General features: G+C 66.6%; 26 protein-coding genes, 1 tRNA gene and 1 pseudogene. 12 read left to right on the top strand and 16 right to left on the bottom strand.

Features of this window, described 5'->3' with window-relative positions; all coding sequences use genetic code 11:
• Positions 1-75 precede the first annotated feature (75 nt).
• A complete protein-coding gene (locus tag RCH07_RS16915; protein WP_326968675.1) occupies positions 76-1,269 on the top strand; it encodes an MFS transporter in 1,194 nt (397 codons plus the stop codon).
• Between the two features lie 243 nt (positions 1,270-1,512).
• On the opposite strand, the gene RCH07_RS16920 is transcribed toward RCH07_RS16915, so the two are convergent.
• The gene (locus RCH07_RS16920) at positions 1,513-2,004 is read right to left on the bottom strand and encodes a YajQ family cyclic di-GMP-binding protein (protein ID WP_326968650.1); all 492 of its coding nucleotides are present in this window, start codon (positions 2,002-2,004) and stop codon (positions 1,513-1,515) included.
• Positions 2,005-2,203: 199 nt separating this feature from the next.
• On the opposite strand from RCH07_RS16920, the gene RCH07_RS16925 reads away from it, so the two are divergent.
• Both RCH07_RS16925 and RCH07_RS16930 read left to right on the top strand, forming a co-directional pair.
• Entirely contained in the window at positions 2,204-2,458 is a 255-nt protein-coding gene (locus tag RCH07_RS16925; RefSeq protein WP_326968651.1) for a hypothetical protein, read from the top strand.
• Between the two features lie 150 nt (positions 2,459-2,608).
• Positions 2,609-2,690 (top strand) — tRNA-Tyr (locus RCH07_RS16930).
• A 673-nt stretch (positions 2,691-3,363) separates the two neighbouring features.
• Here RCH07_RS16930 and RCH07_RS16935 read toward each other — a convergent pair.
• The 8 genes from RCH07_RS16935 to RCH07_RS16970 form a co-directional block, all read right to left on the bottom strand.
• Positions 3,364-5,598: an FtsX-like permease family protein gene (locus RCH07_RS16935; RefSeq protein WP_326968652.1), complete on the bottom strand. Its 2,235-nt coding sequence runs from the start codon at positions 5,596-5,598 to the stop codon at positions 3,364-3,366.
• Entirely contained in the window at positions 5,595-6,308 is a 714-nt protein-coding gene (locus RCH07_RS16940) for an ABC transporter ATP-binding protein (protein WP_326968653.1), read from the bottom strand. The genes RCH07_RS16935 and RCH07_RS16940 overlap by 4 nt, the downstream gene beginning before the upstream one ends.
• Entirely contained in the window at positions 6,305-6,832 is a 528-nt protein-coding gene (locus RCH07_RS16945) for a PadR family transcriptional regulator (protein WP_326968654.1), read from the bottom strand. The genes RCH07_RS16940 and RCH07_RS16945 overlap by 4 nt, the downstream gene beginning before the upstream one ends.
• A gap of 156 nt (positions 6,833-6,988) precedes the next feature.
• Complete coding sequence (locus tag RCH07_RS16950; protein ID WP_326968655.1) at positions 6,989-7,309, bottom strand: hypothetical protein; 321 nt, start codon at positions 7,307-7,309, stop codon at positions 6,989-6,991.
• Between the two features lie 3 nt (positions 7,310-7,312).
• The gene (locus tag RCH07_RS16955; protein ID WP_326968656.1) at positions 7,313-8,143 is read right to left on the bottom strand and encodes a carbohydrate ABC transporter permease; all 831 of its coding nucleotides are present in this window, start codon (positions 8,141-8,143) and stop codon (positions 7,313-7,315) included.
• A gap of 98 nt (positions 8,144-8,241) precedes the next feature.
• Positions 8,242-9,336 carry a carbohydrate ABC transporter permease gene (locus tag RCH07_RS16960; RefSeq protein WP_326968657.1) on the bottom strand — a complete coding sequence of 365 codons (1,095 nt, stop codon included), beginning with the start codon at positions 9,334-9,336 and terminating at the stop codon, positions 8,242-8,244.
• A complete protein-coding gene (locus RCH07_RS16965) occupies positions 9,333-10,583 on the bottom strand; it encodes a sugar ABC transporter substrate-binding protein (RefSeq protein WP_326968658.1) in 1,251 nt (416 codons plus the stop codon). The genes RCH07_RS16960 and RCH07_RS16965 overlap by 4 nt, the downstream gene beginning before the upstream one ends.
• A gap of 105 nt (positions 10,584-10,688) precedes the next feature.
• Complete coding sequence (locus RCH07_RS16970; RefSeq protein ID WP_326968659.1) at positions 10,689-11,738, bottom strand: LacI family DNA-binding transcriptional regulator; 1,050 nt, start codon at positions 11,736-11,738, stop codon at positions 10,689-10,691.
• A 196-nt stretch (positions 11,739-11,934) separates the two neighbouring features.
• On the opposite strand from RCH07_RS16970, the gene RCH07_RS16975 reads away from it, so the two are divergent.
• Positions 11,935-13,965, top strand: a complete 2,031-nt coding sequence (locus tag RCH07_RS16975; RefSeq protein WP_326968660.1) for a glycogen debranching N-terminal domain-containing protein — start codon at positions 11,935-11,937, stop codon at positions 13,963-13,965.
• Positions 13,966-14,007: 42 nt separating this feature from the next.
• Here the strand turns inward: RCH07_RS16975 and RCH07_RS16980 are convergent, their stop codons facing one another.
• A complete protein-coding gene (locus RCH07_RS16980) occupies positions 14,008-14,697 on the bottom strand; it encodes a haloacid dehalogenase type II (RefSeq protein ID WP_326968661.1) in 690 nt (229 codons plus the stop codon).
• Positions 14,698-14,846: 149 nt separating this feature from the next.
• Between RCH07_RS16980 and RCH07_RS16985 the strand changes: the two genes are divergently transcribed.
• Positions 14,847-15,275 carry a MarR family winged helix-turn-helix transcriptional regulator gene (locus tag RCH07_RS16985; protein WP_326968662.1) on the top strand — a complete coding sequence of 143 codons (429 nt, stop codon included), beginning with the start codon at positions 14,847-14,849 and terminating at the stop codon, positions 15,273-15,275.
• Positions 15,276-15,317: 42 nt separating this feature from the next.
• Here RCH07_RS16985 and RCH07_RS16990 read toward each other — a convergent pair whose 3' ends face one another.
• Positions 15,318-15,584 carry a hypothetical protein gene (locus RCH07_RS16990; protein ID WP_326968663.1) on the bottom strand — a complete coding sequence of 89 codons (267 nt, stop codon included), beginning with the start codon at positions 15,582-15,584 and terminating at the stop codon, positions 15,318-15,320.
• A gap of 173 nt (positions 15,585-15,757) precedes the next feature.
• Between RCH07_RS16990 and RCH07_RS16995 the strand changes: the two genes are divergently transcribed.
• Positions 15,758-15,934, top strand: a complete 177-nt coding sequence (locus RCH07_RS16995; protein WP_326968664.1) for a DUF1059 domain-containing protein — start codon at positions 15,758-15,760, stop codon at positions 15,932-15,934.
• Positions 15,931-17,085, top strand: a complete 1,155-nt coding sequence (locus RCH07_RS17000; RefSeq protein WP_326968665.1) for an EAL domain-containing protein — start codon at positions 15,931-15,933, stop codon at positions 17,083-17,085. Before RCH07_RS16995 ends, RCH07_RS17000 begins: the two co-directional genes overlap by 4 nt.
• 103 nt (positions 17,086-17,188) lie before the next feature.
• Here the strand turns inward: RCH07_RS17000 and RCH07_RS17005 are convergent, their stop codons facing one another.
• Positions 17,189-17,665, bottom strand: a complete 477-nt coding sequence (locus RCH07_RS17005) for a DUF4188 domain-containing protein (RefSeq protein ID WP_326968666.1) — start codon at positions 17,663-17,665, stop codon at positions 17,189-17,191.
• A 72-nt stretch (positions 17,666-17,737) separates the two neighbouring features.
• Here RCH07_RS17005 and RCH07_RS17010 point away from each other — a divergent pair, with 72 nt between their 5' ends.
• Together RCH07_RS17010 and RCH07_RS17015 are read left to right on the top strand one after the other, a co-directional pair.
• Positions 17,738-18,376: a MerR family transcriptional regulator gene (locus tag RCH07_RS17010; RefSeq protein ID WP_326968667.1), complete on the top strand. Its 639-nt coding sequence runs from the start codon at positions 17,738-17,740 to the stop codon at positions 18,374-18,376.
• Between the two features lie 449 nt (positions 18,377-18,825).
• Entirely contained in the window at positions 18,826-19,230 is a 405-nt protein-coding gene (locus RCH07_RS17015) for a VOC family protein (protein ID WP_326968668.1), read from the top strand.
• A gap of 82 nt (positions 19,231-19,312) precedes the next feature.
• Here RCH07_RS17015 and RCH07_RS17020 read toward each other — a convergent pair whose 3' ends face one another.
• Positions 19,313-19,726: a GNAT family N-acetyltransferase gene (locus tag RCH07_RS17020; protein ID WP_326968669.1), complete on the bottom strand. Its 414-nt coding sequence runs from the start codon at positions 19,724-19,726 to the stop codon at positions 19,313-19,315.
• 288 nt (positions 19,727-20,014) lie between these two features.
• Between RCH07_RS17020 and RCH07_RS17025 the strand changes: the two genes are divergently transcribed.
• Positions 20,015-20,560 carry an acyl-CoA thioesterase gene (locus RCH07_RS17025; protein ID WP_326968670.1) on the top strand — a complete coding sequence of 182 codons (546 nt, stop codon included), beginning with the start codon at positions 20,015-20,017 and terminating at the stop codon, positions 20,558-20,560.
• A gap of 69 nt (positions 20,561-20,629) precedes the next feature.
• On the opposite strand, the pseudogene RCH07_RS17030 reads toward RCH07_RS17025, so the two are convergent.
• A pseudogene (locus RCH07_RS17030) lies at positions 20,630-21,428 on the bottom strand (ABC transporter permease subunit).
• Positions 21,425-22,387, bottom strand: a complete 963-nt coding sequence (locus tag RCH07_RS17035; protein WP_326968671.1) for an ABC transporter ATP-binding protein — start codon at positions 22,385-22,387, stop codon at positions 21,425-21,427. The pseudogene RCH07_RS17030 and the gene RCH07_RS17035 overlap by 4 nt, the downstream one beginning before the upstream one ends.
• Before the next feature lie 199 nt (positions 22,388-22,586).
• Here RCH07_RS17035 and trxA point away from each other — a divergent pair, with 199 nt between their 5' ends.
• Positions 22,587-23,000 carry a thioredoxin gene (gene trxA, locus RCH07_RS17040; protein WP_326968672.1) on the top strand — a complete coding sequence of 138 codons (414 nt, stop codon included), beginning with the start codon at positions 22,587-22,589 and terminating at the stop codon, positions 22,998-23,000.
• 152 nt (positions 23,001-23,152) lie between these two features.
• Here the strand turns inward: trxA and RCH07_RS17045 are convergent, their stop codons facing one another.
• Positions 23,153-23,431 (bottom strand): putative quinol monooxygenase, encoded by a 279-nt coding sequence (locus RCH07_RS17045; protein ID WP_326968673.1) that lies wholly within the window; start codon positions 23,429-23,431, stop codon positions 23,153-23,155.
• A 101-nt stretch (positions 23,432-23,532) separates the two neighbouring features.
• Here RCH07_RS17045 and RCH07_RS17050 point away from each other — a divergent pair, with 101 nt between their 5' ends.
• Positions 23,533-25,209 carry an AMP-binding protein gene (locus tag RCH07_RS17050; RefSeq protein WP_326968674.1) on the top strand — a complete coding sequence of 559 codons (1,677 nt, stop codon included), beginning with the start codon at positions 23,533-23,535 and terminating at the stop codon, positions 25,207-25,209.
• Positions 25,210-25,300: the final 91 nt, after the last annotated feature.

The raw sequence follows: 25,300 nt of genomic DNA on the forward strand, positions 1-25,300 counted from the left end.
CCGGCGAACCGGAACGGACAGGCGCACCGCTACGCGCGCATTCTCAAATGATTCTTCGATACCTGCTTCGCGCGCATTTTCTATGAGTCAACGCGGACCCTTGTGGCCGTGAGCCTCGAGGTGTACCGGCTCACCCAGGACAGCCTCTACGTTGGCCTGCTGAGTATCTTCGCCCTGGGCCCGCTGGTGGTCGGCGGCCTACTGGGCGGCTCCATCGCGGACGCCCGCGACCGCCGCAAGGTCGCATTGCTGGCCTCCTCCGTGCTGTGGGCGACCGCCGCCTGCCTTGCGCTGCAGGCCTGGCTCCAGTTGGGGAATGTGTGGCTGCTATACGTCCTCGTCGCGGTGCAGAGCGGCGCGCAGGCCATCAACCAGCCGGCCCGCAGTGCCATCATCCCGGTGCTGGTCCGCAAGGAGTTGTTGCCTGCGGCGAACGCCCTGAGCATGATCAGCTTCGGGCTGACCCTGACGGCCGGGCCGCTGCTGGCCGGGGTGCTGGTGGCGTCCATCGGTTTCGCCTGGACCTACACTATCGACGTTGCCACGTTCGCCTTCGCGTTCTGGGCGTTGCTGAAGCTGCCAGCCATGCCGCCGGGAGCACACGCCAGGCCCGCGGGGCTGCGCTCCGTCATCGAGGGCTTCCGCTTCCTCGGCACCCGGCCCAACCTGCGCATGACGTTCATCATCGACCTCGTCGCCATGATCTTCGCCCAGCCGCGGGCCCTGATGCCCGCGATCGGAGCGCTCATGCTTGGCGGCGGCGAAGCCACCGTGGGTGTCCTGCTGGCCTCCACTGCTGTCGGCGCCTTCCTGGCGGGCCTCTTCTCCGGCCCGCTCGGGGCAGTCCGGAGGCAGGGCGCCGCCGTCGTCTGGTCCGTGATGGGCTGGGGCGCCTCGATTGCGGGCTTTGGCCTCGTTGTGCTGCTCGCCGGCCGTTCCGGCGCCGACGGCGTCACGCTGTGGCTCCTTCCCGCTGCGTTGTGTTGCGGGCTGGCCGGGATCGCCGACTCCGTCAGTGCCGTGTTCCGCACCACCATCCTGCAGGCGTCCGCCCCGGACCACCTCCGGGGCAGGCTTCAGGGCGTGTTCATCGTGGTGGTGGCAGGCGGGCCAAGGGCGGGGGACATGCTCGCAGGCGGCACAACCAAACTCTTGAGCGAGGGCTGGGTTCTTCTCCTGGGCGGTGTGCTCTGCGTAGCCGTGGCGTGGACGGTGGCGCATCTGCAATCGGGCTTCCTGCAATACGACGCGCGGCACCCCGTCCCGTAGCGGTTTGCTGTCTACGGGCGGATCCGCGGATTCTGGCAAGTACTGGCAGATCAAGGCCTTAGAGCCACAGTGCACCAGCATCACAACTGCCCGTCGTTGTCCGTCCGGCCGCCGCAGATCTGGCGACGCGCAACGGCTGACGACGCGCCAAACGTCTGGCGCCGCGCAAAACGCCTGGCGATGCTGGTATTCCGGCATCGCCAGCCCTTTTGCGCGTCCCAGGAGGCTTAGCGCGTCGTCACGTTAGCTGCGGAAGTTCACGAACTGCAGGTCGGCCTCATCGAAGCCCTTCAGCAGGTTCATGGTCTCCTGGAGATCGTCGCGGGACTTGGAGGTCACGCGGAGCTCGTCGCCCTGGATCTGGGACTTGACGGATTTGGGGCCCTCATCGCGGATGAGCTTATTGATCTTCTTTGCGAGGTCCTGCGCGATGCCCTCTTTGATGGTGGTCTCGAGCCGGAACTCCTTGCCGGAGGCGTAGGGCTCGCCCGTGTCCAGGGACTTCAGCGAGATGCCGCGGCGGATGAGCTTGGACTGCAGCACGTCCAGGACCGCGAGGACGCGCTCTTCGGAGTTGGCCTTCATGAGGATATTCTCGCCGCTGAAATCGACCTCGGCACCGACGCCCTTGAAGTCGTAGCGCTGGACTAGTTCCTTCTGCGCCTGGTTCAGCGCGTTGGCTACTTCCTGTTTGTCTACCTTGCTGACGACGTCGAATGTGGATTCGCCTGCCATGACTGTCCTCCTGATGGTGGCTGGGTGCCCGGTGAAGGGCCGTGGTTTCTGCATTCCAGCCTAGTACGGATGCCTCTGTTGTGAAGGCCGGCGGGAAAGGTCATGGTTCACAGTCCGCTCAAAGCTGATATGGGGCGGGAACGAAGCTTGGGTATCCAGAGTTGCAAGGGTTGGAAGTTTTCCTCGAAAGGCACAGCACATGCACCGCAAGGCCATCCGTTACGTCACCCGTTCCACCGCAGCAGCCGCCGGCAGTATTGCCAGCGCCGCGACCTCGGTGGCCGCCGCGGCGCTGGCCGCCTCGATCATCTTCAGCCCGGCCGCCGAGGCCTCCTCCCGGCTCGACGGCGTTCATGCGGACCTGGCACGTGCAGTGCAGTTGAACCAGATCACAGAGGAGCAAGCGGCAAAGTTCGAGTCTAAAATCGCCGGGCGCATCCTTGGGGAAGCCTGAGTTTCCGGGCTTCGTGGAGCCCTTGGGCGCCGATTCGATTCTTCGGCCGAAGTTCTGTAAAGTTGTCTTGCCCGCGGTTAATGGAAGCGGAACGGACTGGAAACAGGCGTTCCGAATACGGAGGCCGCGTGTGATCTTCTTAGGAAGTTCGGCAGATTACCCGAGCGGCCAAAGGGGGCTGACTGTAAATCAGCTGGCAACGCCTACGGGGGTTCGAATCCCTCATCTGCCACCCTTGAAAGAGTCCTCGGAACCACCAGGTTCCGGGGACTCTTTTCTTTTGCCCTAGCTGCCCGGGCCCGAGTCAAAGCGTGATGCTGCGTGAGCGTACGGCCCTGGGGCGGACGCAGGGCCTAGCCTCACTCCCGGTCGAGCCCGAGGAGTCTCTCGTTGGTGTAGCCATCGGAGCAAGCCAGCGGTCCGGCTTGGTCGCTGCCGGACTATCGCCAGCCTGGCAGGGCTAGAGTCATCACAACTGCATGAGTTGGGGGATTGATGGGAATGTCTGAAGTGCACCTGAGACAGGGAACACGCTACAACCGTCTGGCCATAGCGTCCCTGGCCTTGGCAGGACTTGCCGTGATAGGCACCATCTTCGCGGGGGTAGCCGTGATCGCGGTCTTCGCCGTCGGTGCGGGCCACGTGGCGCTTAACCAGATCAAGCTGGTCGGAGAGCGGGGTCGGGGCTGGCTGTCACGGCCCTGGGAACCGGCTACGCCCTCGCCGCCGCCGCGCTCATCTCCACCGTCTACTCCGCCGTAAGCTTTGCAGTTCAGCAACAGTAGTAGCAGGCGCGCGGCCGCGAGCGCGGCCGTGCGCTGTGAACGCCGGCCGCACCCAGCTGAGTCCAGCCGGAAACCCGCGCCCATTGAGAGGTACCTTCCCGCTGCGGTGGCGAGAGGGCCTTACTCGAATCGCGTGACTGCGACGGCGGTACTGCCACGGATGAGACTGAATGTCGCCGCCACCGCAGCGAGGGCCAGGAGCAGGCTCAGGGCCAAAGTGGCGAAGTAGTCGGGCGCCGGCCAGGTCATCCGGTAGGAGTCGTTGATGCCTGTGACCATCAGCCACGCCACGAGGAAGCCAAGGCCAATCGAGAGCAGCAGCACGGTGAGGAGTGGGACGGCTGCTTCACGGGTGATGACCCGGCGCAGGACGGAGACGGGCATCCCCATCAGCCGCATCAGGCCCAGAGCTCGCTTCCGGTCCAGGATGGCGGAGGCCGTGGCGACGGCCAGGGACAGGCCTGCGATGGCGATGGCGGCGAACATACCGAGGTAGGCGAGCACGGCCAGGCCCTGAATCAGGCGGCCGGTGGACTGCAACGTGATGTCCGACGGGGAGGTGGCCGGGGTGGCGGTGACGCCTGAACCGTTCAGTGCTGTCCGGGCGCGGTCCATGGCCTCGGGTGTCCCGTCTGTGCCGACCACGATCACCACCGGCACCAGTGCGTCCAGGTTCGCCGCGGGCGCCGGGGTCAGTGTCAGCGGCTGCGTTGTCCAGGCGTAGAGGAATGACCTGTCGACGGTGACGGCCTCTGTTGCCGGGATGTCCTTGAATCCCAGACCGGGAGCATCCGCGGCGCGAAGGTAGATGTCCGGGCCGGGATCCCTTTCCTGGAGCGCCGCCGGGCCATAGCCGACGACGGCGCTTCGGATCCCGGACAGCTTTGCGGCCCGGCGCGCGGCCTCCCCGGCCTGGGCCGGAGTGTGTCCGGCGTCCACGGCCGAGTGGAGGCTGGTGGGCTGAAGCAGGCCGGCCCGGGCCGGCGGCGTCCCGGTGGTCTGGATGACGCTGGATGCCCCGGCGAAGACGGAGACGACGAACACCGCGATCACCAGCCCGGATACGGAACGGAAGGTCGCCACCGGTGTTCGTTGGATCCGGCTGGCGGCAATGACTGCCGCAGCGCTGCGCGCCCGGCGTAATCCTGCCCTGCTGACCAACTGCGTCAGCCAGGACCCGATGGCTACGATGCCCACCAGGATCAGCACAAATCCACCGATGAGCAGCGGTGATTCAAGCCACGGCAGCCGCACTTGCAGAACCCGGATGATGGCTACGGCCGCGGTCATGGCGGCCAGCCCGGTCAGTAGGGGCACGCTCCGCCACATGGTGGGTGTTTTTTCGTGCACGGCCCGCGTCACGCCCAGTGGGCCAATGCCTGCCCGGGCCGTGCGGTGCGCGGCAACGAGTGACGATGCCGCCACCACCACGGCGACGACGGCGGGGGCCGCCACCGGGCCGGTGGCCAGATCGGCGGCGAACATCCGGGTGCCGTTGACCGGTATCTGCGCGGCGGCCGGCCGCAGCACGGCGGCCAGCGCCACGCCCAGCAGCGCACCGGTCAGGCTGGGGACGGCGGTTTCGATGGCGGCGATCCGGGACACTACCTGCGGGGACGCGCCGATGAGCCGCAGGGTGGCGAACCGTTCCCGGCGCTGGGCAGCACCGAGGCCGGTGACAATGCTGATCAGCAGGAGAACGGGGAAGAACACCGCGATGGCCCCGATGGACAGCACCGTACTGTAGGCGGCCGCGCTGCCCCCGTAAGGCTTGGTGGTGAAATCTGATACCAGGGATGCTCTCCCGCTCTGGCGGAGTTCGGCTTCCGTTGCACCGGTGATGACGATCAGGGAATCCGGTCCGGGAAGGGCGGCATCGTCAATCGTCCCGGCAAACTGACCGAACCGGTCTCCGAGCTGGTCCCGGGGGGTTGATTCGATCAGTCGCTGCAGGGCAGGGGAGGCGTGGTAGCGACCCGGCGCCGGCGGGTTGCCGATGCCGGGAATCTGAACGGTCGCCGTCGAAAGTGCGGCGAAGTCGCGGCGGTTGATCAGCTGATCGCGGAAGACCTCCACCGGGTCGGCCCGCATGAGCGCCGTGTCCGTGGTCAACGGCACCGGTGTTGCCGGTCCCGAAACGGTGGGATCACCGGCCGCCGCCGGAACGGACACCGCGGGGCTGCCGGTTTCACGCAGCCAGGCGCCGCGGTCATCGCGGCCGCTCAGGCCGTTGGCGCCGCCCCAGAGCAGCAACAGCAGGCAGACCCCGACGGCGACCCCTCCAGTGATTCCGGCGAGCCTGCCGTAGGCGGAACGGCTGCCGACGACTGCCAGCTTGAGTAATCCGGGATTCATACCGCGACCCGGTGGCCGGCGCCGATGGCGCCGTCGCGCACGATGACTTCCCGGTCGGCGTAGGCTGCGGTGCGCGCGTCGTGGGTGATCATCACCACGGTGGTGCCGGTTTCCCGGACCAGCTCGAGCATCAGCGTCAGCACGTTCTCTGCTGCGAGGGAATCCAGCGATCCGGTGGGCTCATCGGCGAACACCACGGCAGGGGATGTCACCAGGGCCCGGGCGACGGCGACGCGCTGGGCCTGGCCGCCGGAGAGTTCACCGGGCAGTTTGGCGCCCAGCCCGTCCAGGCCGAGACGGTCCAGCAGCTCCGTGGACCGGCGGAGCGCCTCAGGCCGCCGGGTCCCGGCCAGGAGCAGCGGGATGCTGACGTTATCCGCCGCCGTGAGCTCCGGGAGAAGCTGACCGAACTGGAAGACGAACCCGAAATCGGTCAGCCGCAGCCGGGCCCGTGTCGGCTCGGCGAGGGCACTGATCTGCAGCGGGGGCCGCCCGGCGGGGCGGTAAGTGACCGCACCGCCGTCGGCGGCTAGGACACCGGCCAGGCAGTGCAGCAGGGTGGACTTACCCGAGCCCGACGGGCCCATGACGGCAAGCACCTCCCCGGGGTGGACGTCGAGGTCGATGCCGCGCAACGCCGCGGTCTGCCCGAAGGAGTGGTGCAGGCCGCGGGCGCTGAGGATGGGTGCGGCGGCGTCAGTGGTGTTCATGCGCTCCGGAGCTCCTTCGTGAGTTGACTCAGGCGGGCGCTGGTCAGGTCGATCCAGCGCAGGTCAGCTTCGATGTGGAACAGGCCGTGGTCACACATCAGGACCTGCAGCAGCTCCGCGCCCTGTTTCAGGCGCGTCAGTTCACGCATGCGAACCATGTGCTCCGCGCGCTGCACATCGAGCAGCCGGTCGGCGTCGTCGTCGAGCAGCAAGGCGATCACGGTCTTCGCGAAGAGGTTGCTTTGGAGGGACTCCGAGGGCACGTCGGGGGTGAACAGCCACTGACGGACCTTGTCTTTGCCCGCCACGGTGATCTCGTACTTCTTACGGTCCGGGCCGCCGCCGGTCTCCTCACCCAGAGCCCGGATCAGCTCATCGCGGACCATTCGGGCCAGGGTGGAATACACCTGCCCGAACGCCAAGGCCTTACCGGCGCCGAAGTAGCGGTCATAGGAATGCTTCAGGTCGTAGCCATAGCTGGGCGCCCGACCCAGCAGGCCCAGGAGGGTGAGGGAGTTATTCACACCCCTATCTATACGCTGAGTGCATAGTGAAGTCCAGCTTTGAAAGCGGTGCGACGAAACTGTGTGTCAGGGCCCTGCCGGCGCCCTGGGCCGGGCGTGCAGTTGGCGCGGACCAGGCGACCGATAGGAGAACTGGCCGGATGGAGAGGCGTCCGCTTACGGAAGAGGCCCGCCCGCGGCGGTTCTGAGGTGCGTGCCCGGCAGTTTCTCAATCAGCCGCCGGGGCGAAGCGCCCTCCAGCGCCAGCCACATAATGCGGCCGTCCGCCGTTGCGGCCTCCACCTCGCCCCGGTCAATGAGCTGTCCGTTGTTGTGAACCTCGATGTGTTGTCCGATGAGCAGGGTCCAGTCATCTGCAGGCCGCCAGGGAATGTAGTCATCAGGTCCGCTGTCGCTTTGCAGGTTAAGTCCGGACATGTTCACCACGTTCCCGCCGGACCGAGTTGCCGCCGGACCGGCGACTCCCGAGACCGGCACCCGCTATTCCTTGACCGCCCCGGCCGTGGCATTCATGATCCGCTTCTGGAAGATAAAGAATACGATGGCGACGGGAATGGTCATGATGGCGGCGGCTGCCAGTTTCAGCGGATACTGTGTTCCCGAACTCAGCTGGCCCGAGGACAACTGGGCCACGCCCTTCGTCAGAGTGGTCAGTGCGGGGTCCTGGGTTGCGACGACGAAGTGGCTCAGCTCGTTCCAGGAGCCTTGGAAGGACAGGATGACAATGGTCATGACTGCCGGAACGGACATGGGTAGGACGATGGACCAGAAAGTGCGGAAGGTACCGGCGCCGTCCACCTTGGCTTGCTCCTCGACGCTCACGGGGATCGATTCGAAGAAGTTTTTCATGATGAAGACCCCTGCGGCGTCGGCCAGGAGCGGGATGACCATGCCGAAGTACGAGTCGTAGATCCCCAGTTGGTTGATGACCAGGAACTTCGGAATCAGCAGCACCACGCCGGGGACGGCCATAACGGCGATGAGAGCCGCGAACACGACGGACCGTCCGCGGAAGCGGAGCCGGGCCAGGGCGTAGCCCGCCAGCAGGTCAAAGAACACCCGTCCGGCTGTGACCAGTACCGTGACCACGATCGAGTTCTGGAACCAGAGCGGAAAGTCTGAGTTCAGGAACAGGCGTTCGTAGGCGGCTGCGGTCCAAGTCGGCGGTATCAGGGACAGCGGATCCGCAGCAGCCGCCGGCTCGGTCTTGAAAGACGTGGCGATGTTGATCAGGAAGGGGAAGATGTACACGATCGCCAGCAGGATCAGGACCACGTAGGTAAGCCAACCCCAGGTTACGGGCTTCCGCAAACGCCCCGTGGTTCCAGGCGCGGGCCGCCGCTGGGGAGTCTTTGGCGCTGCCGGCTGCGGCCCATCGGCGACGGCGGGTGAGCTGGTGTGGGGCACGGTCACGGGGTTCCTCCCTTGGGCGGCGGCGGGTTGAAGCGCTTGCGGCGCGGAACGGTGGTGCGTTCACGAAGGATCAGCCGCTGGATGAGGGCAAGAACGATGATGATGGCGAAGAGCAGGAAGCCGATCGCCGCTCCCTGTCCCCACTGCTGGTTGTTGAAGGCGGTACTGAAGGACAGGTAAGCCGGTGTGAGGGTGGTCTTTGCCGGGCCGCCCTGGGTGCCGGTGTAGATCTGGTCGAACACCTGCCAGGAGCCGATGAGGCCGAGGGTGACCACGGTGAACAACGTAGGGCGCAGCATCGGCAGGGTGACGAACCGGAACCGCTGCCAGCCGCTGGCGCCGTCGAGCATGGCTGCTTCCTGGAGTTCGCCGCGGAGGTTCTGCAGCGCTGCGATGAAGAGCAGCATAAACGTTCCGGAGGTGGTGAAGACGGCCATCAGGATGAAAGCGGACATCGCCACGGACGGTCCGGACAGCCAGTCCCACCAGCTCACGCCCAGGAACGAAGAGCCGGCCAGGGCCGCGGGCGGGGTGCTGACACCCAGGCTGCGGGCAACCAGGTGCAGCACGCCGTTGGGATCCTGGAACCAGTTGGGGCCGGCGATGCCGACGAGGGCGAGGATTTTGTTGACCACACCGCTGGCGCTGAAGAGGAAGAGCCACAGCACGGTGATGGCTACGGAACTGGTCACGGACGGGAAATAGAACGCGGTGCGGAAGAAGCCCCGTCCCTTGAGGATGCGCCGGTTCACCAGCACCGCCAGCAGCAGCGAGAGTGCCGTCTGCAGCGGAACGGTGAGAATGACGTAGTAGACGTTGTTTCGCAGTGCCGTTCCAAAATCGCGTGCAGCCAGGCCTCCGCCGGAAAGGATGGCATCGTAGTTTTTGGTTCCGACGAAGCCGGTGCCCGAGAAGGGGCTGCCGCGGCCAGTCCAGTCGGAGACGCTGACCCACGCAGCCATGGCCACCGGCAGGGCCAGGAACAGCCCGAGGATGATCACCACGGGCGCTATAAAGAGCCACCCGGTGGCGTTCTGGCGTCCGTGGACACCGGAACGCCGCCGGGCCAGCAGCTGTGGCGCCGCGGTCATTTGGCCAGGACCGCGGTCATCTCGGCCTGGACGGCATCCAGAATGGTTTTCGGGTCGGACGTCTTGAGCGTGGCCAGCTTGGCGTTCAGGTCCTTGATGACGTCGGCCGCCCCGGGCTGCGAAGGCAGCGACTGGGCGTATTCGGCGCCGGCCAGGGAGGCGGCCTGGGCCGGGAACGTTGACTTGAACTCGGCTGCGGCGGACTCAACGGAGGGCATCACGCCGAACGCCTTGGCGAAACCCATCTGGTTCTGCGTGCTGGTCAGCTGCTCCACCAGTTTCTTCGCGGCGGGCTTGTTCTTGCTGTCCGCGGCGATGCCCCAGCAGTTGGTGAACTGCAGGGTGCCCTTGCCCTTGGGGCCGGCCGGGAGCTCCACGGTGCGGTACTTCACGTCCGGGTAGTCCTTGGACAAGGCCCCGCCGATCCAGTTGCCCTCGATGGTCATGGCCGAGAGACCCTTACCGAAGGCCTCGCCGCCCCAGCCCGCGCCGAGCTCTGAGGAGTACTTCGCGGTTCCGTCGGCGAGCATGGACTTGACGAAGCCCAGGGCCTCGATGTTCTCCGGGCTGTTGATGGTGGCCGTCTTGCCGTCCTCACTCACAAAGGAGCCGCCGGCCTGCGGGAAGAAAGCGCCGATCCGTGCGATTTCCGGGCTGAAGGACAGCCCGGTCGTGGGACCGCTGGTCAGCTTCTTGGACGCCGCGGCCAGCTCATCCCAGGTGGTGGGGATGTCGCCGTCGCCGAGTCCTGCGGCGGTCCATTTGTCCGTGTTGATCACCAGGGAGAGGGTGGAGAAGTCCTTGGGTGCGCAAAAGAGTTTACCGTCGTAGCTGAACGCCTTCGCGAGGCCCGGGTAGAAGTCGGCCTTGTTGGCGAGCGAGTCGCCGTACGGCTCCAGCGAACCGTTGGCGGCGAAGCCTGCGAACTGGTCGGTGGAAACGTAGAAGACGTCCGCCGGTTTGCCCGAGGCAAAGCCCTGGCTGAGCTGCTGCACCATGTCGGAGGCGACGCTGACGGAGGCCTCGGTTCCGGAGGCCTTGGACCAGTCGGCGACGGCGGACTTGACCGCCGTCGTTTCCGCGTCACCGGAGCTGCCGATCAGGACACTGACGGGCCCGGATCCGGTGGCCTCGGCACCTCCGCTCGGGGCCGGACTGTTGAATCCGGACCCGCACGCGCTGAGTGTGAGGGCTCCGATGACGACGGCGGCGCCGCTGACCATTCTCAGTGTTTGGGTTCGTGCCATGGGTCAATCTCCGTTTCAATAGGTGCGCCCACCGTTGGACGCGCAGTAATTCATGGATAGTCGGGCAGATCTTTGGGTGATGCGGGTGGTGCGGTTTGCGGTGGTTCAGCGGGACGACGGGCTGGCGAGCGGGCCGCCGCCGTCGCGCAGGACCAGCCGCGGCTTCAGCAGCCGGTGGGCCGCCGGGACCTGCTCCTCCGCTGAGCCGTCCAGGACGTGCCGCAGGATGTCAGCGATCTCGCGGGCAGCCTCTTCCACAGGCTGGGCGACGCTGCTGAGTCCCATGGCGGCCGCCACTGGCGTGTCGTCGAAACCGATCACCGCCGGCGGAGTGCCGGGCGCCGCCGCCCGCAGCTGTTCGGACGCACCAAGGGCCAGCGAATCACTGGCGCAGACCACGGCGGTGGCACCCCTTTCCAGAAGCAGGCGTGCGCCCTCCGCCCCCTGGCGGGTCCCGTCGGCGACGCCGACGGACAGGGACTCGAGGTCTGCCGGCGGAACAGTTCCCGCAAGGGCGGACGCCCAGCCGCTGCGCCTGTCGTCCCCGACTCCGGAGCCGGCCGGCCAGCCAAGAAATCCGATCCGCTGATGGCCCCGGCCGAGCAGATAGCGGGTGGCCTCCGCCGTGCCGGCCTGCCCGTCGACGTCCACCCAGGAGTGGGTGCAGTCCTCGTCCCCGCCGGAATCGCGCCAGGGGCGGCCGAAGGTCACGAAAGGGATGCCCCTGGCCAGCAGCCAGTCACTCCGGGCGTCACCGTGGTGTGTGCCCGTGAGGACGAAGCCGTCGAGGTCCGAGGCTTCCAGCAGCTCACTGTAGGAGCGGATTTCTGCCTCGTCGTCGCGTGCGGCAAACAGCGTCACCCGGTAGCCGTGCTCCTGCAGGTTCTCGGTAAGCGAATGCAGGAATCGGTCCAGGATCGCACCGTTGATTCCATCCACGGTGGGCATGAGCCGGAAGCCCAGATTCCGTGACCGCCGCGTGCGCAGCTGCCGTGCGGCGGTGTTGGGGCGGTAGCCCGTAGCCGAGATTGTCTCGTTCACACGCCGCAAGGTTTCCGGCTTGACGCGTTCGGGCGCATTGATGGCGTTCGATACTGTCTGCCGGGACAAGCCCAGCTGTTCGGCCAGGCTGACCAGGGTGGGCCTCGACGCCATTGTTCCTCCGGATACTGAGTGCGATGCGGGTGTTGAACGTTCATATTCTGGATGGAGCTGTATTTGAACGATCAAAAGAGATATCCTCATCATGGATTGTGGCGCCGGTCACTGTCAACTACCCGGCGCGGATTGCTTCACTATTCCCCCCACTTCGCAACCAGCAGGGTCCCGACGGGCCCCCAGGAGGAACCACATGACCCAACGCCAGCCATTTCTGCACGACCTGGATGTTTTGCTCGCCGCACCGATGCAGGTGTGGAGCGGCCATGACGGGCAGCTTCGGCCCGGCGCAGCGCAGGGGATCTATTGCGCCGATACCCGCGTGATTGACGAGGTCATCCTGCGGGTGGGCGGAGAGGAGCCCGAGATGATCGGGAGCAGCCACACGGGAGGCGCAACGGCGTCGTTCCAGGCCCTGGTCCGGACCGTCGGCGCCGAAGGAAGCGACCCTCTGGTCCGGCTCACCCGGACCCGCACGGTGGCGACGGATGGTGCTTCCGAGCAGATCGTGCTCAGCTCCGACCTCTCGAGCGACGTCACCGCCGTGGTGGAGATTGTGCTGGGCACTGACTTTTCGCCCATGGAGACGGTGAAGTCCGGTGCGGCCCCGCACCCGGTCAGTCCGGATGAGCACGACGGCGTGTGGCACGCCGCCGCCGGGGGAGTCACCTCGGCGGTCAACGCCGCCGGGGCGTCCGCCACTCAGGACGCCCATAGGCTCCGGCTGCGCTGGGAACTCACCGTCCCGGCACACGGAACTGCCGCCGCCGAGTGGTCGGTACGCGCCGCGGACAGCGAGGCGCCCGTGACCGCAGCGCGCCGCGCCGCCCCGGCGGAGCTCCGGGTCCGCGCCGACGACCGTCGGCTCGCGGCGCTGGCGAACCGTGCCATGGCGGACCTTAACGGACTGCGGATGGCCACGGCCCAGGCCCCGGATGACGTTTTCCTGGCCGCGGGTGCGCCCTGGTTCTTCACCCTCTTTGGGCGTGATTCACTTATCGCGGCCCGCATGCTGCTGCCCGTGGACCCGGAGCTGGCGGCCGGAACCCTGCGGACGCTGGCGGCGCGGCAGGGAACCCGGAGCGATCCTGAGACCGCGGAACAGCCCGGCAAAATCCTTCATGAGCTGCGCCGCGGCGAGCTGCGCTTCCCGGAAGGCAGCGATCATGAGGGGCTGGCGCTGCCGCCGGTCTACTTCGGCACGGTGGACGCCACCCTCTTGTGGGTTTCCCTGCTCCATGACGCCTGGAAGTGGGGCATGCCCGCCGCCGAAGTCGAAGCCCTGCTGGGCAACCTGGAGCATGCCCTCGTCTGGCTGAAGGATTGGGCGGACGCCGACGGCGACGGCTTCCTGGAGTACATCGACGAGACCGGGCACGGCCTGGCCAACCAGGGCTGGAAGGACTCCGGCGACTCCATCCGGTGGAATGACGGCTCGCTCGCGACCGGCCCCATAGCCCTGGCCGAGGTCCAGGGCTATGCCTATGAAGCCGCTGTCAACGCCGCTGACATGCTCGACGCTTTCGGCCGCCCGGACGGGGCCGAATGGCGGGACTATGCCGAGGATCTGGCCGGCAAATTCCGGGCCTCCTTCTGGTGCGCCGACGACCTCGGCCCGTACCCGGCCATCGCGCTGGATGCGGACAAGCGAGCCGTTGACGGGGTGGCGAGCAACATGGGCCATCTCCTCGGCACCGGCATCCTCAACGCCGAGGAATCCGAGGTGGTGGTGCAACGGCTGATGCACCCGTCCATGTTCTCCGGCTTCGGCATCCGCACCCTGGACACCCGAAACGCGGGCTATTGGCCGCTGCGGTACCACGCCGGGTCCGTCTGGTCCCACGACACCGCTGTGATCCTGCAGGGCATGGCCAAGGCCGGGCATTCGGGCGAGGCCGCACAGATTGCCGCGGCGCTGCTGAACGCTGCGGAAGGATTCGGCTATCGGTTGCCTGAATTGTTCTCCGGGGACACCCCGGAGCAGGGGGGTCCTCTGCCGTACCCGGCTTCATGTCGTCCGCAGGCCTGGGCGGCGGCCTCCGTCGTGCCGATGATGCTGGCCACGCTCGGACTGAAGCCCCAGGGCCCCGGGGATCTGCCCGTCAGCTCGGCCACCAGCCCGACGCCGTTCGGTGCCTTGCGCGTGGACGGTCTCCGGTCGGCTGCGGCTGGATTCAGTGTGCAGGTCGAGGCCGGCGGCCGGGTGACTGTGCTCCCGGCCTGACCGCGCCCTGCGTAAGTGGCCCTCAGGCCTTGGGCCGGTACCTCACGCCTTGGGCCGGTACCGCCGGCGCAGGGCCGCAGCAAGATCCCTGAGGTCGCCGATGACCAGGTCGGGTGCGACGAAGTACGGCGGGTACTCCTCCTGCTTGCGGTTTAGCCACACGGTGCCCAGCCCGGCGCGGGATGCCCCGTGGATGTCCCATGGATGCACCGCGACCAGGAGCATCCGGCCCGGATCCGTGCCACAGGCCGCCGAGGCGTAGTCGTAGGCGGCCCTGGCGGGTTTCCAGGCGGCTGCGTCCTCCACGGTCAGCAGCCGCTCGAAGCTGCCCCCGATCCCCGCATCCGTAAACAACTTCTGCGCGAGCCGGGAGGACCCGTTGCTCAGGGTCAGCAGCCGGTATCCGTTCGATTCCAGCCCAATAATTCCCTCGCGGACATCCGGATGCAGGGCCAGGGCGCCCATGCCCTCCATGATGTGCTCCACGGCCTGGTCCAGGCCCATCCGCAGGGACGTGCGCGCGAGGAGCCGGCGCAGAACATGAATGCCGACCGCCCGGAAACTGGCATTGTCCCCGGCGGCGGCAAGGGCAAAGCCATCCCGCAGCAGGGTTGCGAACCAGAGACGGGCCATCTCCTCCGGCGCACCGGCGTCCGCGAACCGGGTTGCCATCGGGGACATATCCGAGAGGGTTTCGTTGACGTCGAAAACAATGACGGTCGGGGAACTCAAAGACTCTCCTTCGGTGCAAAAGTCTATATCGGCTGCTATCACGCTATACCGGGGGCTGCCGCGCGGCCGAACAAACCCTTTGGTAAGTTAGCCGCCCAGGGAGATCCGCTGGGGTTGCCCGGGCTGGAGGCGCCTGCGACCATGGCATGGTGAACAGGCCTATTGGTTACTGGGTCAGGCGGCTGGATACGTCGCTGGAGATGCAACTCGATGCCACGCTCGCCCGTCTCCGGCTGAGCAGGCGGCAGTGGCAGGTCCTGAGTGCTTTGAGCTCAGGCCCCGTCACGCCCGCGGACGTGGCGGATATCCTGCGCCCTTTTAACACTTCTAACGCAGCCGACGGTGGTGACGCGCAGGAGCGGGACATGGCCGCGCTGGTTCGACAGCAGCTCGTGTCCCTGCTGGACGGTCACCTCGCGCTGACCGATGCCGGCTCCGCACTGCATTCCGAGGCGTCCGGGCTGTTGGAGGCTGCCCGCTATGAGCTCACCGCAGGCATCGGAGCGGATGAGTATGCCATGGCTGTAAGCGTCCTCGAACGTATGAGCAACAATGCAGACCGGCTCGGCATGCGGTGAGCTTCCATGTCCATGGCGGTAAAACTCATGGTGGGCTGCCGCTTACCTGGGCATGCCGGGATGGACTGCGACGAATTCGATCTTGTTCGCGGGCTGGACCGTCTTTTTAGGTGCCCGCGAGTAACCCTTCGCATCCAGGTGGTTCTCCGCCCGGTACACGGCGAGGGCCTCATCGTAGATTGTGTTGAGCTGGTGGCCGAAGAATTCCTCTGAGGATCCATCGGTGAACGCGACGGAGATGAGTGTGCTGCCAGGAAAGTGCCGGTTCATGCGGATGAAGCCTTCGGCGTCCTGCTGGAGAGTGATCAATGTGGATCCTGCCTTCTTTGTTGATGCCTCCCAGTCTCCCGCACCTCGACGCGCCTGCGTTACCGGCCAAAGGACGAAAGGGAAGGTCCCCGACTTGCGGGCGCGCAATCGGCGTGTTTGCCGGGACGGCACAGTAATGTTGTGCCGTTCGCCGTCCAAAATAAGGAGCCGTAGTGAAATCTTTTGCATGTGGTGACGTAGTGCCCGGTTGCGACGCCCGGTGGGTGTGCAGCACGGACGATGAAATCCTGGTCAACGTTGCGGCGCACGCCGCGGCCGCCCATGGGCTGGCCGAGCTTCCTGCCAGCCTCGTCCAGTCTGTGCACAAAGCCATCGTCCCGGTTAGTTGAGCGGTCCCGCGGCAGACGGACCGGCTCCCACCGGCTCCGCGTCAGCGGCACCGGACTGGGTAGAGCTGTTGGCGGCCGCCTGCCGCGGTGAAGGGCTCGCGGCGGCGTACCAGCCGATCGTCGATACCTCCCGGGGAACGGTGGTGGGGTACGAGGCGCTGGCGCGTTTCCCGGGATTCGACGAGAAGAACCCCGAAGTGTGGTTCGCCGCCGCGCGGGCACACGGCAAATCGGCGGAGTTGGAATCCGCTGCGCTCCGGACGGCCCTCGCGGCCCGGTCTACCCTGCCGCCCAACTGTTTCCTGACCCTCAACGTCTCGCCGGAACTGCTGCCCACCGAGGAAATCCGGAGTGTCTGGCGGCAGGAAGGGAACCTGGCCGGTCTCGTCGTCGAACTGACCGAGCAGACGCCCATCGACTCCTATCTTGAGCTCGAGCCGGACCTCAACCAGGTGCGCGCTGCCGGCGCGCTGATCGCCATCGACGACGCCGGCGCCGGCTATGCGGGGCTGCGGCACCTGCTGGCCCTGCGGCCCGCGCTGATCAAGATCGACCGGGAACTTATCCAGGACATCGACCGGGACGAGGCGAAACGCGCTTTGGTCGGTATGCTCGGCACATTCGCCAGCCACGTCGATGCGTGGATCCTGGCCGAAGGCGTGGAACGGGTGGAGGAGCTTGATGCGCTCGTGTCCCTCGGCGTCCCGCTGGTGCAGGGCTATTGCCTGGCCAGGCCCGCGCCGCCGTGGGCGCAGATCGACCTGGATCTGGCCCACCGGCTCGCCTCGAAACGCCCGGTCACGCATAAGACCGTGATCCGCGATGTCCTGGAAACCGCGACGACGGCCACCAGCGCCGCTCTCGCCGCGGAGGCCTTCGCGGACAACCCTGCCCTGCAGTCGGTGGTCCTGATCGGGGAGCACCTGCGGCCTATCGCGGTGCTGGACGCGGCCGCGGCGGGGCTCGGAATAATCAGCCCCGGCATGCGGGTCAATCTGGATACCCCCATCAGCGAAGCCCTTTCCCGGTCCATGACGCGGCCTCAGTCCAGCCGGTTCGAACCACTTCTGGTGACGGACAACGCCGGCCGGTACACCGGCGTCGCACGGATGGAACGGATGATTACGGCGCTGACGGCGACAGGCGGGTAGCTTGGGCGGCTGGGGTCCGGTGGCAGGCTCCGCCCGGGGCCGGGGCCGGGGCCGGGTCCTGGCCGGGGTCCGGGCCCGGGTCGATCATCCGCCGTCGGGATGCCTACTGCGCGCCTGCCAGCCGGTCCTTTGCCCGGTCTGTCCGCGGCCCCACCGGCACCAGTTCGGTGGCTTGCGCGAGTCCCTGGGTGGGCATCGAGACGTACATGCTTTCGGCATGGCTTACTTGGAAGGTCTCGTGCCAGATGCCGACGGCGCCCGGGACCTCCCGTGCACGTCGGTTGAACGCCGTCCAGGCAGGCCGGTGCCCGGATTCCGGCGCGCTCGCATAGGCGTACAGGTTTTCCACGGAGTCCCAGTACTGCACGATGACGGGACCGCCGGCGCCCATGCTGAAGCGGTATCCGAGCAGGCCGGAACCGGGTTCGGCCAGAAGCTCGGCCAGCATCTTCGGCATGGCGAGGAAGGCCGGCAGCCACAGGTCCGGGCGCCAGGGGCGGTTGATCCTCATGCCGATGAGGAACACCACCAGTCCGCCGGAATGGCGGTGCGTGAATCGTCCAGCGTTGATGCGTGCCATACTCTTCTCCTCACTAGATACTGTCACTCCCCAATAATGGAGAGTAGTACTATCTAAGTCAAGGAGAATCTTTTGCGCATCTCACAACTGGCAGCGGCCACGGGGGTTCCGGTGGCCACCATTAAGTACTACCGCCGCGAGAAACTGTTGCACGACGGCGTGCTCACCGCGGCCACGCAGGCGCATTACGACGACTCCCATGTCCGCCGGCTGAAGCTGATCCGTGCGCTCATCGGCACGGCAGGCCTCAGCGTGGCTGCAACCCGCGAACTGCTGCAAGGACTGGAGAACCCGCCGGAGCCAGGGCACGATCTGCTCGGACTGGCCCACCGTGCCGTCACCCGTCCGGCGGCGGACGGCGTCGACCTGGCGCCCGCGCAGGAACTGCTGGGCCGCTGGGGCTGGGGCGAGCAGGCCTGCGACCGGAACTCACAGGCTGCCCTCGTGGAGGCCCTCGACGGACTCTCCAGTGCGGGCTTCGAGCTGCCCGACGGCATGCTGGACCGCTATGCCCGGGCGATGCGGGACGTTGCGGAGGCCGACGTCGAAAGCGTTCCCACCGACTCGCCGGAAGCTGCGATGCGGTACGTGGTCCTCGGGACCGTACTGGTGGAACCGGTCCTGCTGGCGATGCGACGGCTGGCCCAGCAGAGTGCCTCATTCGAGCGGTTCGGCGCCGCGACGCTTGGCCAGGGGGCAGGGCCCGTTTGATCGGATGCTGGGGCCCGGCCGCTGCGGCGCCGCGGAGGGGGCAGGTTGGCTTCGCGACGCGGCATCGGTTCAGCGATGCGCCATCGATTTCGCGCTGCGCAAAAGAGCTGGCGACACCGGAATACCCCATGCGCCAGGTTTTTTGCGCGTCGTGGGGAATTCTGCGCCGCGGACGGGGGCAGGTTGGCTTCGCGACGCGCCATCGGTTTTGCGCCGCGGACGGGGCGGGTTGGGTCGGCGACGCGGCATCGGTTTCGCGCTGCGCAAAAGAGCTGGCGACACCGGAATACCCCATGCGCCAGGATTTTTGCGTGTCGTGGGGAAATCTGCGCCGCGGAGGGGCCAGGTCGGCTCGGCGTACCTCAACATTGCCGGTGCCTGGCAGGACCACGACCTTTACCAGCGCATCCTGTTCTGAGGCGGTCAGCCAACCGTGCGAGACTCTCCTGGTGACTGCTGATTCCATCGGTGCCCTGCACCATATCGAGCTGTGGGTCCCGCAGCTCCAACGCGCCAGGGACGAGTGGGGCTGGCTGCTGACCAGGCTGGGGTATGAGGCCTACCAGGACTGGCCCGACGGCTGCAGCTGGCGGCGCGGGGCCACCTACATCGTCGTCGAGGAATCCCCGGCCCTGAGCAGCCGGTTGCACGAACGGACCGTGCCGGGGCTCAACCATTTGGCCTTCAGCGCGGGAAGCCGGGAACATGTCGCGGAACTGGCGGCCGACGCCGTCGGGCACGGCTGGAGGGAACTTTTCCCGGAGCGTTACCCGCACGCCGGCGGCCCGGACCACTTCGCCGCATACCTGGTGAATTCGGACGGCTACGAAGCCGAGCTGATCGCCACCGACTGACCGTGCGCATACCGTCCTCGCACCGTGCGCCAGCGGGGAGTCGGTTGGGAGCCGGTAGAAGCCCACTGCGTGCCGGTCGGGTTCAGCGGACCATCCGCAGAATCCGGACCGGCGTGCCGAGCAGTTCGTGTGACCTGTCGGCACCATCCTGGACGAATCCGGTCCGCCGGTAGAAAGCCAGGGCGCGGGGGTTCTCGTCCGCAATCCAGAGGTAGGCGCCGCCGTCGCCCACGGCCGCGTCCAGGAGCAGTTGCCCGGCCCCCGAACCGTAGCGGCGGGCGAGCACGTAGATTCCAAACAGTTCCCTGGGCCGCGGCCCGTCGTCATCCCGGCCGTCGCCCGCGGACGCCCAGCCAAGAATGTTCGCTCCTTCGCAGGCTAACCAGACATTTGAGGTGCCGCCGGCGATAATTTCGCGCCATGAGGCCTCCGCGGGCCTTGTTGCAGTCCCGCCAGGGCCTCCGCGGGCAGCAGATGGGCGTACGTTTCCCGCCACGCCTGGATGTGGACCCGGGCTATGCCGGCGGCATCGTCCAGCACGGCCGCCCGGACGGTCAGGTCTGTTGTCATCCGGCAAGGCTAGTGCACAGGGGAGCGGTCTCTGGCCGGACACCCGTCGCCGGGCAACTCCCTACCGTGAATTTCCTTCGGCCGACGGGGCGGGAGGCGGCGGCGGGCCACGGTCGCGGGCCGGCCGTCGTCGTGGTCCTGACCGCTGAAGTCACGCCGCACAGCCGCAACCGCACCATTGGCCCTCTTGTTACTCTTGGGTAACATTGCTGTTATGCACCTGCTGCTTCGCACCCTCGTCCTGCTGTTCACGTCCTCCCGGCGCTCGCCGCTGAGTATCTGGGACACCGCGTCCCTGCCGCTCCGGGTCCTGCCTACCGACATCGACATAGCGATGCATGTCAACAACGGCATGTATTTCTCGCTGATGGATCTGGGCCGCTTTGACCTGATGGCCCGCAGTGGAACCTGGAGGGCGATGCGACGGCGCGGCTGGAGCCCGGTAGCCGCGGGGGAGACCATCGCCTTCCGCCGCTCGCTGCAGCTCTGGCAGCAGTACACGATCGAATCGAAGATCATCGGCCTCGATGCGAAGGCCATCTACTTCGAGCAGCGCATAGTGGTGGACGGCGAGATCTATGCCCGCGCCTACATCGCCACCCGGCTGGTCAGCAAAGGCAGGCCGGTCAGCCAGGAGGAGATTATCCGCGAATTCGGGGCACCTCCGGCGGATCTGGTCCTGCCCGCGTGGATCCACGAATGGCGCGAAACGAACGCGCTGCCAGGGGCGCGGCGTCCCGCCCCGCACGTCTGGAGCTGAGCGCGGACGGGTCGGGATCAGCTGCCGACGTCGTGCTCCCGCCTCAGCTGCCGACGTCGGGCTCCCGCCTCAGCTGCCGACGTCGCGCCTGTCCAGCGCGACGGCACTGAGCGCCACGAGCAGCACCGAAATTCCCCACAGCCAGCCGGCGGCCGCCCAGTCCGCCCCGTTGGCCACTGGGTTGTTGCCGTAAGCCCAGCTGTAGGGCGAGAGGTCCAGCAGCCACTCCACGTCCTTGCTTTGCCGGCCCACCGCGTTGAACGCATAACCGAGCACGGCGACGCCAGCCCCGGCGGCAAGCCCGTAGGTTTTCCGTCCGGTCAGTGCGCCGGCAAAGAGGGCTGAGCTCGCACTGAGCAGCGCCAGGCCGGCGAAGATCACCGAGGCCCCGAAGGTTGTCGGCCCGGATGTTCAGCCGGGAGGACTCATTGAGCAACAGAATCATGACAAAAACGAGTGCGGCGAGCAGCACCACGCGCAGGACAATGGCCAGGGCCCGCTCCAGCACCACCTGCACCCGCGTCACGCCGTGCGCCAGGGTGAGCTCCAGCTGACCTGATTCCTCATCCCCGCCGACGGCCGCTGCACCCCAGGCGACAGCAGCGATGGTCATCAGCAGGAAACCGATGAGCCCGTAAAAGGTAGCCTGCGTGTAGCCGGGGCCGGTGGCGATCTGCTCGTAGTTGAGGGCCTTCGTCAACTCCGGCGGCATCGCGTCGATAATGCCCTGCATCTGGGCGCCGCCGCCGATCGAGGGGTAGAGCGGGAGGTACAGAAAGAGGGCGGCCGTCAGCCCGAGGGCCCAGCCCAGTGTGGAGCGCCAGGGATCCACAAACGCCCTCGTGAACAGCGGCAGCGGCTTCTTCACGCGCCGTGTCCCTGCAGGCGGCGTTTGCGTCCGTCTTCCGTGCCATTGCCGTTGATCGTGCCGTAGAGCCCGAGCACCGATTCCTCCAGATCCGGTTCCGCCAGCACCAGATCGGTGAGCGTCAGCGAGGCCAGGACCTGGAGTAGCGGCTGGATGGCACCGCCGAGTGTGGCAGAGAGTTCGACGCCGTCGCCCGCGGGCAGCACCTCGAGGTGCCCGATCCCCGGCACCCGTGCCAGCAGCGCACCGGCGTCGGCCGCCGAAATCCCGGTGACGGTGAACCGCACGTGCCGCACCGCGCCCTCCCGCAGGCTGGCCACGGTGGCCACGGTGATGATTCGGCCGTCGCGGAGAATCGCGACGTCGTCGGCGGCCTGCTGGATTTCGCTGAGCACGTGGGAGCTGAGGAAAATCGTCTGCCCGTTGCCCTGCGCCTCGCGGACCATGGTGAGGAATTCCTGCTGCACGAGGGGATCCAGGCCGCTGGTCGGTTCATCCAGCACCAGCAGCTCGGGATCGTGCATAAAGGCCTGGATCAGCCCCAGTTTCTGCTTGTTGCCCTTGGATAGTTTGCGGGTATGGCGGTCCAGATCCAGGCCCAGCCGCTCGGCAAGGTCGTCGATCCTGCCGGGTTTCACGGGGCCGCTGATGGCTTCATAGTGGGAGAGCAGTTTGCGTCCGGTGATCCGGCCCGCCAGGAAGAGCTCGCCGGGCAGGTAGCCGATCCGGCGGCGGAGCCCGGGCCCGGCCGTGCGCGGATTCTCGCCCAGCACCGTGAATCGGCCGGAGCTGGGCCGGATGATGTCCAGCAGGCACCGCATCACCGTAGTCTTGCCCGCCCCGTTGGGGCCGATCACGCCGAAAACGGAGCCCTTTTCGATCCCGAAGCTGACGGCGTGGAGCACTTCGCGGCGGCCGAACTTCTTGGTCAGGGACTCGACGACGATGGCTTTGCTCACATGGTTCCCGGGTCTGGGTGCATGGCCCCGACGCTAGGCCCCGACGCCGGCCAGGGCTAGAGCCTTACGGCCCGGCCTAGAGTCCTACGCGCGGCCTCCGCCGCCGAGACCGTTGCCGCGCCGCCGGCCCGGCGTAACAGAGGTGTGCCAACAGCGAAATTCAGGGGACAAGCCAAGGCCCCTCGCGTACCGTTGACCCATGGCTACCGTAGACATTACAGGTGAACAGTTCGCATCTACCGTCGAGAACAATGACATTGTCCTCGTCGATTTCTGGGCCGAATGGTGCGGCCCGTGCAAACAGTTTGGACCCACCTATTCCGCCGTTTCCGAGAAGCACCAGGATGTCGTTTTCTCCAAGGTGGATACCGAGGCTGAGCAGCAGCTCGCCGCCGAGGCCGGCATCACGTCCATCCCGACGCTGATGGCATTCCGCGAGAAGGTGCTGGTGTTCTCCCAGCCGGGCGCGCTGAATGCCCAGCAGCTGGAGCAGGTTATCGACGCCGTCAAGGCCCTCGACATGGACGAAGTCCACGCCCACGTTGCCCGTTCCCAGGCCGAGGCCGCTTCGGCGGCGGCCACACAGGACGGCACCCAGATCCCCGAGGCGTAGCCGCCTCTCGTTCGTCCGTTATAACTCAACGGCGCCCAACGAACGGCGCCCAACGAACGGCGCTTAACGCAACGCGGGGTCACTTCGCGCCCATCCAGCAGGAGAACATGGGCGCGAAGTGACCCCGCGTTGTTTTGTCCCGGGCGACGCGGCTAGAGCTTTTCCAGTCTGACCGGCTCGGCCAGCAGGGCGCTGAGGGACTCGGTGAGATCCTGGAGGGCCGTGCCCTTGGAATGCTTGTCGAGGTCCGCCTGGGAAGCCCACTGCTCGGTCAGGACAAGCCTGTCCTCGCTGGCCTCGGTGAGTTCATACCGGAGGCAGCCGGGTTCGGTCACCACCTCGTCGATCGCGATGTCCAGGGCGAGCTTCACGCGGAAGAATTCGCCCTCGTTGGGGATAAAGGTGGCCTGAAGATCAATGGGTGCACTCATGGTTTTCACCCTACCCGGGCCCCGGCGTCCGATCCGAAGATTTCGTAGGACTTCCAAGCTTTAGTCTTCTTTTGCCGCCCGAGTGTTGGTAGCGTCACATCATGCTTGCATACACAGCCGGGGACACTGACGTCCCGCTGCTCGAGGAAACCATCGGCGACAACTTCGAACGGATCGTGGCCAGGTTCCCCTACCAGGACGCCCTGATCGAGGCCGCGGCGGTGCCCGGCGAAGAGGCCCGGCGGTGGAGCTACACCAAGCTGAACGACGACGTCGACCGCGTTGCCCGCGCGCTGCTGGCCCTCGGCGTCGCCGCGGGGGAGCGGATCGGTATCTGGAGTCCCAACTGCGCGGAATGGACCATCCTGCAGTACGCGACGGCGAAGGTCGGGGCGATCCTGGTCAACGTCAACCCCGCCTACCGCAGCCATGAGCTGGAATTCGTGGTCAAGCAGAACGGCATGCGGATGCTGGTCGCGGCGCCGTCGGATAAGAACAGCGATTACACCGGCATGGCCCGGCAGGCGCTGGTGGAATGCCTCGAATTGCGCGAACTCGTGTTCCTGCCGGACGCCGGCCTGCCCGGGCTCACCGCCGGCGTCCCCGAAACAGAGGCGGAGCGGACCTTCGCGGAGCTGCTCAAGCGGGCTGACGACGTCGGGCATTCCGGCCTTAAGGCGCGCATGGCCGAACTGGACCCGCACGACGCGATCAATCTGCAGTACACCTCCGGCACCACCGGCTTCCCCAAGGGCGCCACCCTCTCGCACCACAACATCCTGAACAACGGCTATTTGATCGGCGAGCTGCTGGAATACACCGAGCATGACCGGGTGGTGCTGCCGGTGCCGTTTTACCACTGCTTTGGTATGGTGATCGGCAATCTGGCCGCGCTGAGCCACGGAGCCGCCACCATCATTCCGGGCCGCGGCTTCACTCCCGCGGCGGCCCTCGAGGCTGTGCAGGACTTTGGCGGAACCTCGCTCTACGGTGTGCCCACCATGTTCATCGCGGAGCTGGCCCTGCCGGACTTTGCCTCCTATGATTTGTCCAGCCTGCGGACCGGCGTGATGGCCGGATCGCTGTGTCCCATCGAGGTGATGAGCCGCGTCATTTCCGAGATGAACATGAGCGATGTGGCGATCTGCTATGGCATGACGGAGACCTCGCCGGTCTCCACCATGACCCGCAGCGCCGACACTATGGCCCAGCGGACCCAAAGCGTCGGCCGGACCATGCCGCGGCTGGAGAGCCGGATCGTGGACCCGATGACCGGCGCCGTGATGCAGCGCGGCGAGATCGGCGAACTGTGCACCCGCGGCTACTCCGTGATGAAGGGTTATTGGAACCAGCCGGACAAGACCGCGGAGGCGATCGATGCCGAGGGCTGGATGCACACCGGGGACCTGGCCCGGATGGACGAGGACGGCTACATCCTGATCGAAGGCCGGATGAAGGACATGGTGATCCGGGGCGGCGAGAATGTCTACCCGCGCGAGATCGAGGAATTCCTGTACACCCACCCGGACATCCAGGACGTGCAGGTGATCGGGGTGCCGGACGCCAGGTACGGCGAGGAACTGATGGCCTGTGTCATCCTCAAACCGGGTGCTGGGCCGCTCGACGCCGTGAGCCTGGCCGAATTCTGCCGCGGACGGCTGGCGCACTACAAGATCCCGCGCTACGTGGACGTCCGTGAAAGCTTCCCGATGACCGTCTCCGGCAAGATCCGAAAGGTGGACATGCGGCAGGAAGCGGTAGCCCGGCTGCGCCTCTAGTGTTCCGTGTTAATGGTTTGTTTGCGTTTCATCTTGCCCAGTAGATACTCCGCGGACTTGGTCCAGGTGAACGGTTTGGCGTCCTTGTTGT

Origin of the sequence: Arthrobacter sp. CG_A4 (genome assembly GCF_035985125.1) — a bacterium.
Lineage (GTDB): Bacteria > Actinomycetota > Actinomycetes > Actinomycetales > Micrococcaceae > Arthrobacter.

Excerpts from the sequence above, each read along its gene's own strand:
- RCH07_RS16920 (WP_326968650.1), bottom strand. The coding sequence starts at position 2,004 with ATGGCAGGCGAATCCACATTCGACGTCGTCAGCAAGGTAGACAAACAG.
- RCH07_RS16925 (WP_326968651.1), top strand. The coding sequence starts at position 2,204 with ATGCACCGCAAGGCCATCCGTTACGTCACCCGTTCCACCGCAGCAGCC.
- RCH07_RS16935 (WP_326968652.1), bottom strand. The coding sequence starts at position 5,598 with ATGAATCCCGGATTACTCAAGCTGGCAGTCGTCGGCAGCCGTTCCGCC.
- RCH07_RS16940 (WP_326968653.1), bottom strand. The coding sequence starts at position 6,308 with ATGAACACCACTGACGCCGCCGCACCCATCCTCAGCGCCCGCGGCCTG.
- RCH07_RS16960 (WP_326968657.1), bottom strand. The coding sequence starts at position 9,336 with ATGACCGCGGCGCCACAGCTGCTGGCCCGGCGGCGTTCCGGTGTCCAC.
- RCH07_RS16965 (WP_326968658.1), bottom strand. The coding sequence starts at position 10,583 with ATGGCACGAACCCAAACACTGAGAATGGTCAGCGGCGCCGCCGTCGTC.
- RCH07_RS16970 (WP_326968659.1), bottom strand. The coding sequence starts at position 11,738 with ATGGCGTCGAGGCCCACCCTGGTCAGCCTGGCCGAACAGCTGGGCTTG.
- RCH07_RS16975 (WP_326968660.1), top strand. The coding sequence starts at position 11,935 with ATGACCCAACGCCAGCCATTTCTGCACGACCTGGATGTTTTGCTCGCC.
- RCH07_RS17005 (WP_326968666.1), bottom strand. The coding sequence starts at position 17,665 with ATGGCACGCATCAACGCTGGACGATTCACGCACCGCCATTCCGGCGGA.
- RCH07_RS17025 (WP_326968670.1), top strand. The coding sequence starts at position 20,015 with ATGCACCTGCTGCTTCGCACCCTCGTCCTGCTGTTCACGTCCTCCCGG.
- trxA (WP_326968672.1), top strand. The coding sequence starts at position 22,587 with ATGGCTACCGTAGACATTACAGGTGAACAGTTCGCATCTACCGTCGAG.
- RCH07_RS17045 (WP_326968673.1), bottom strand. The coding sequence starts at position 23,431 with ATGAGTGCACCCATTGATCTTCAGGCCACCTTTATCCCCAACGAGGGC.
- RCH07_RS17050 (WP_326968674.1), top strand. The coding sequence starts at position 23,533 with ATGCTTGCATACACAGCCGGGGACACTGACGTCCCGCTGCTCGAGGAA.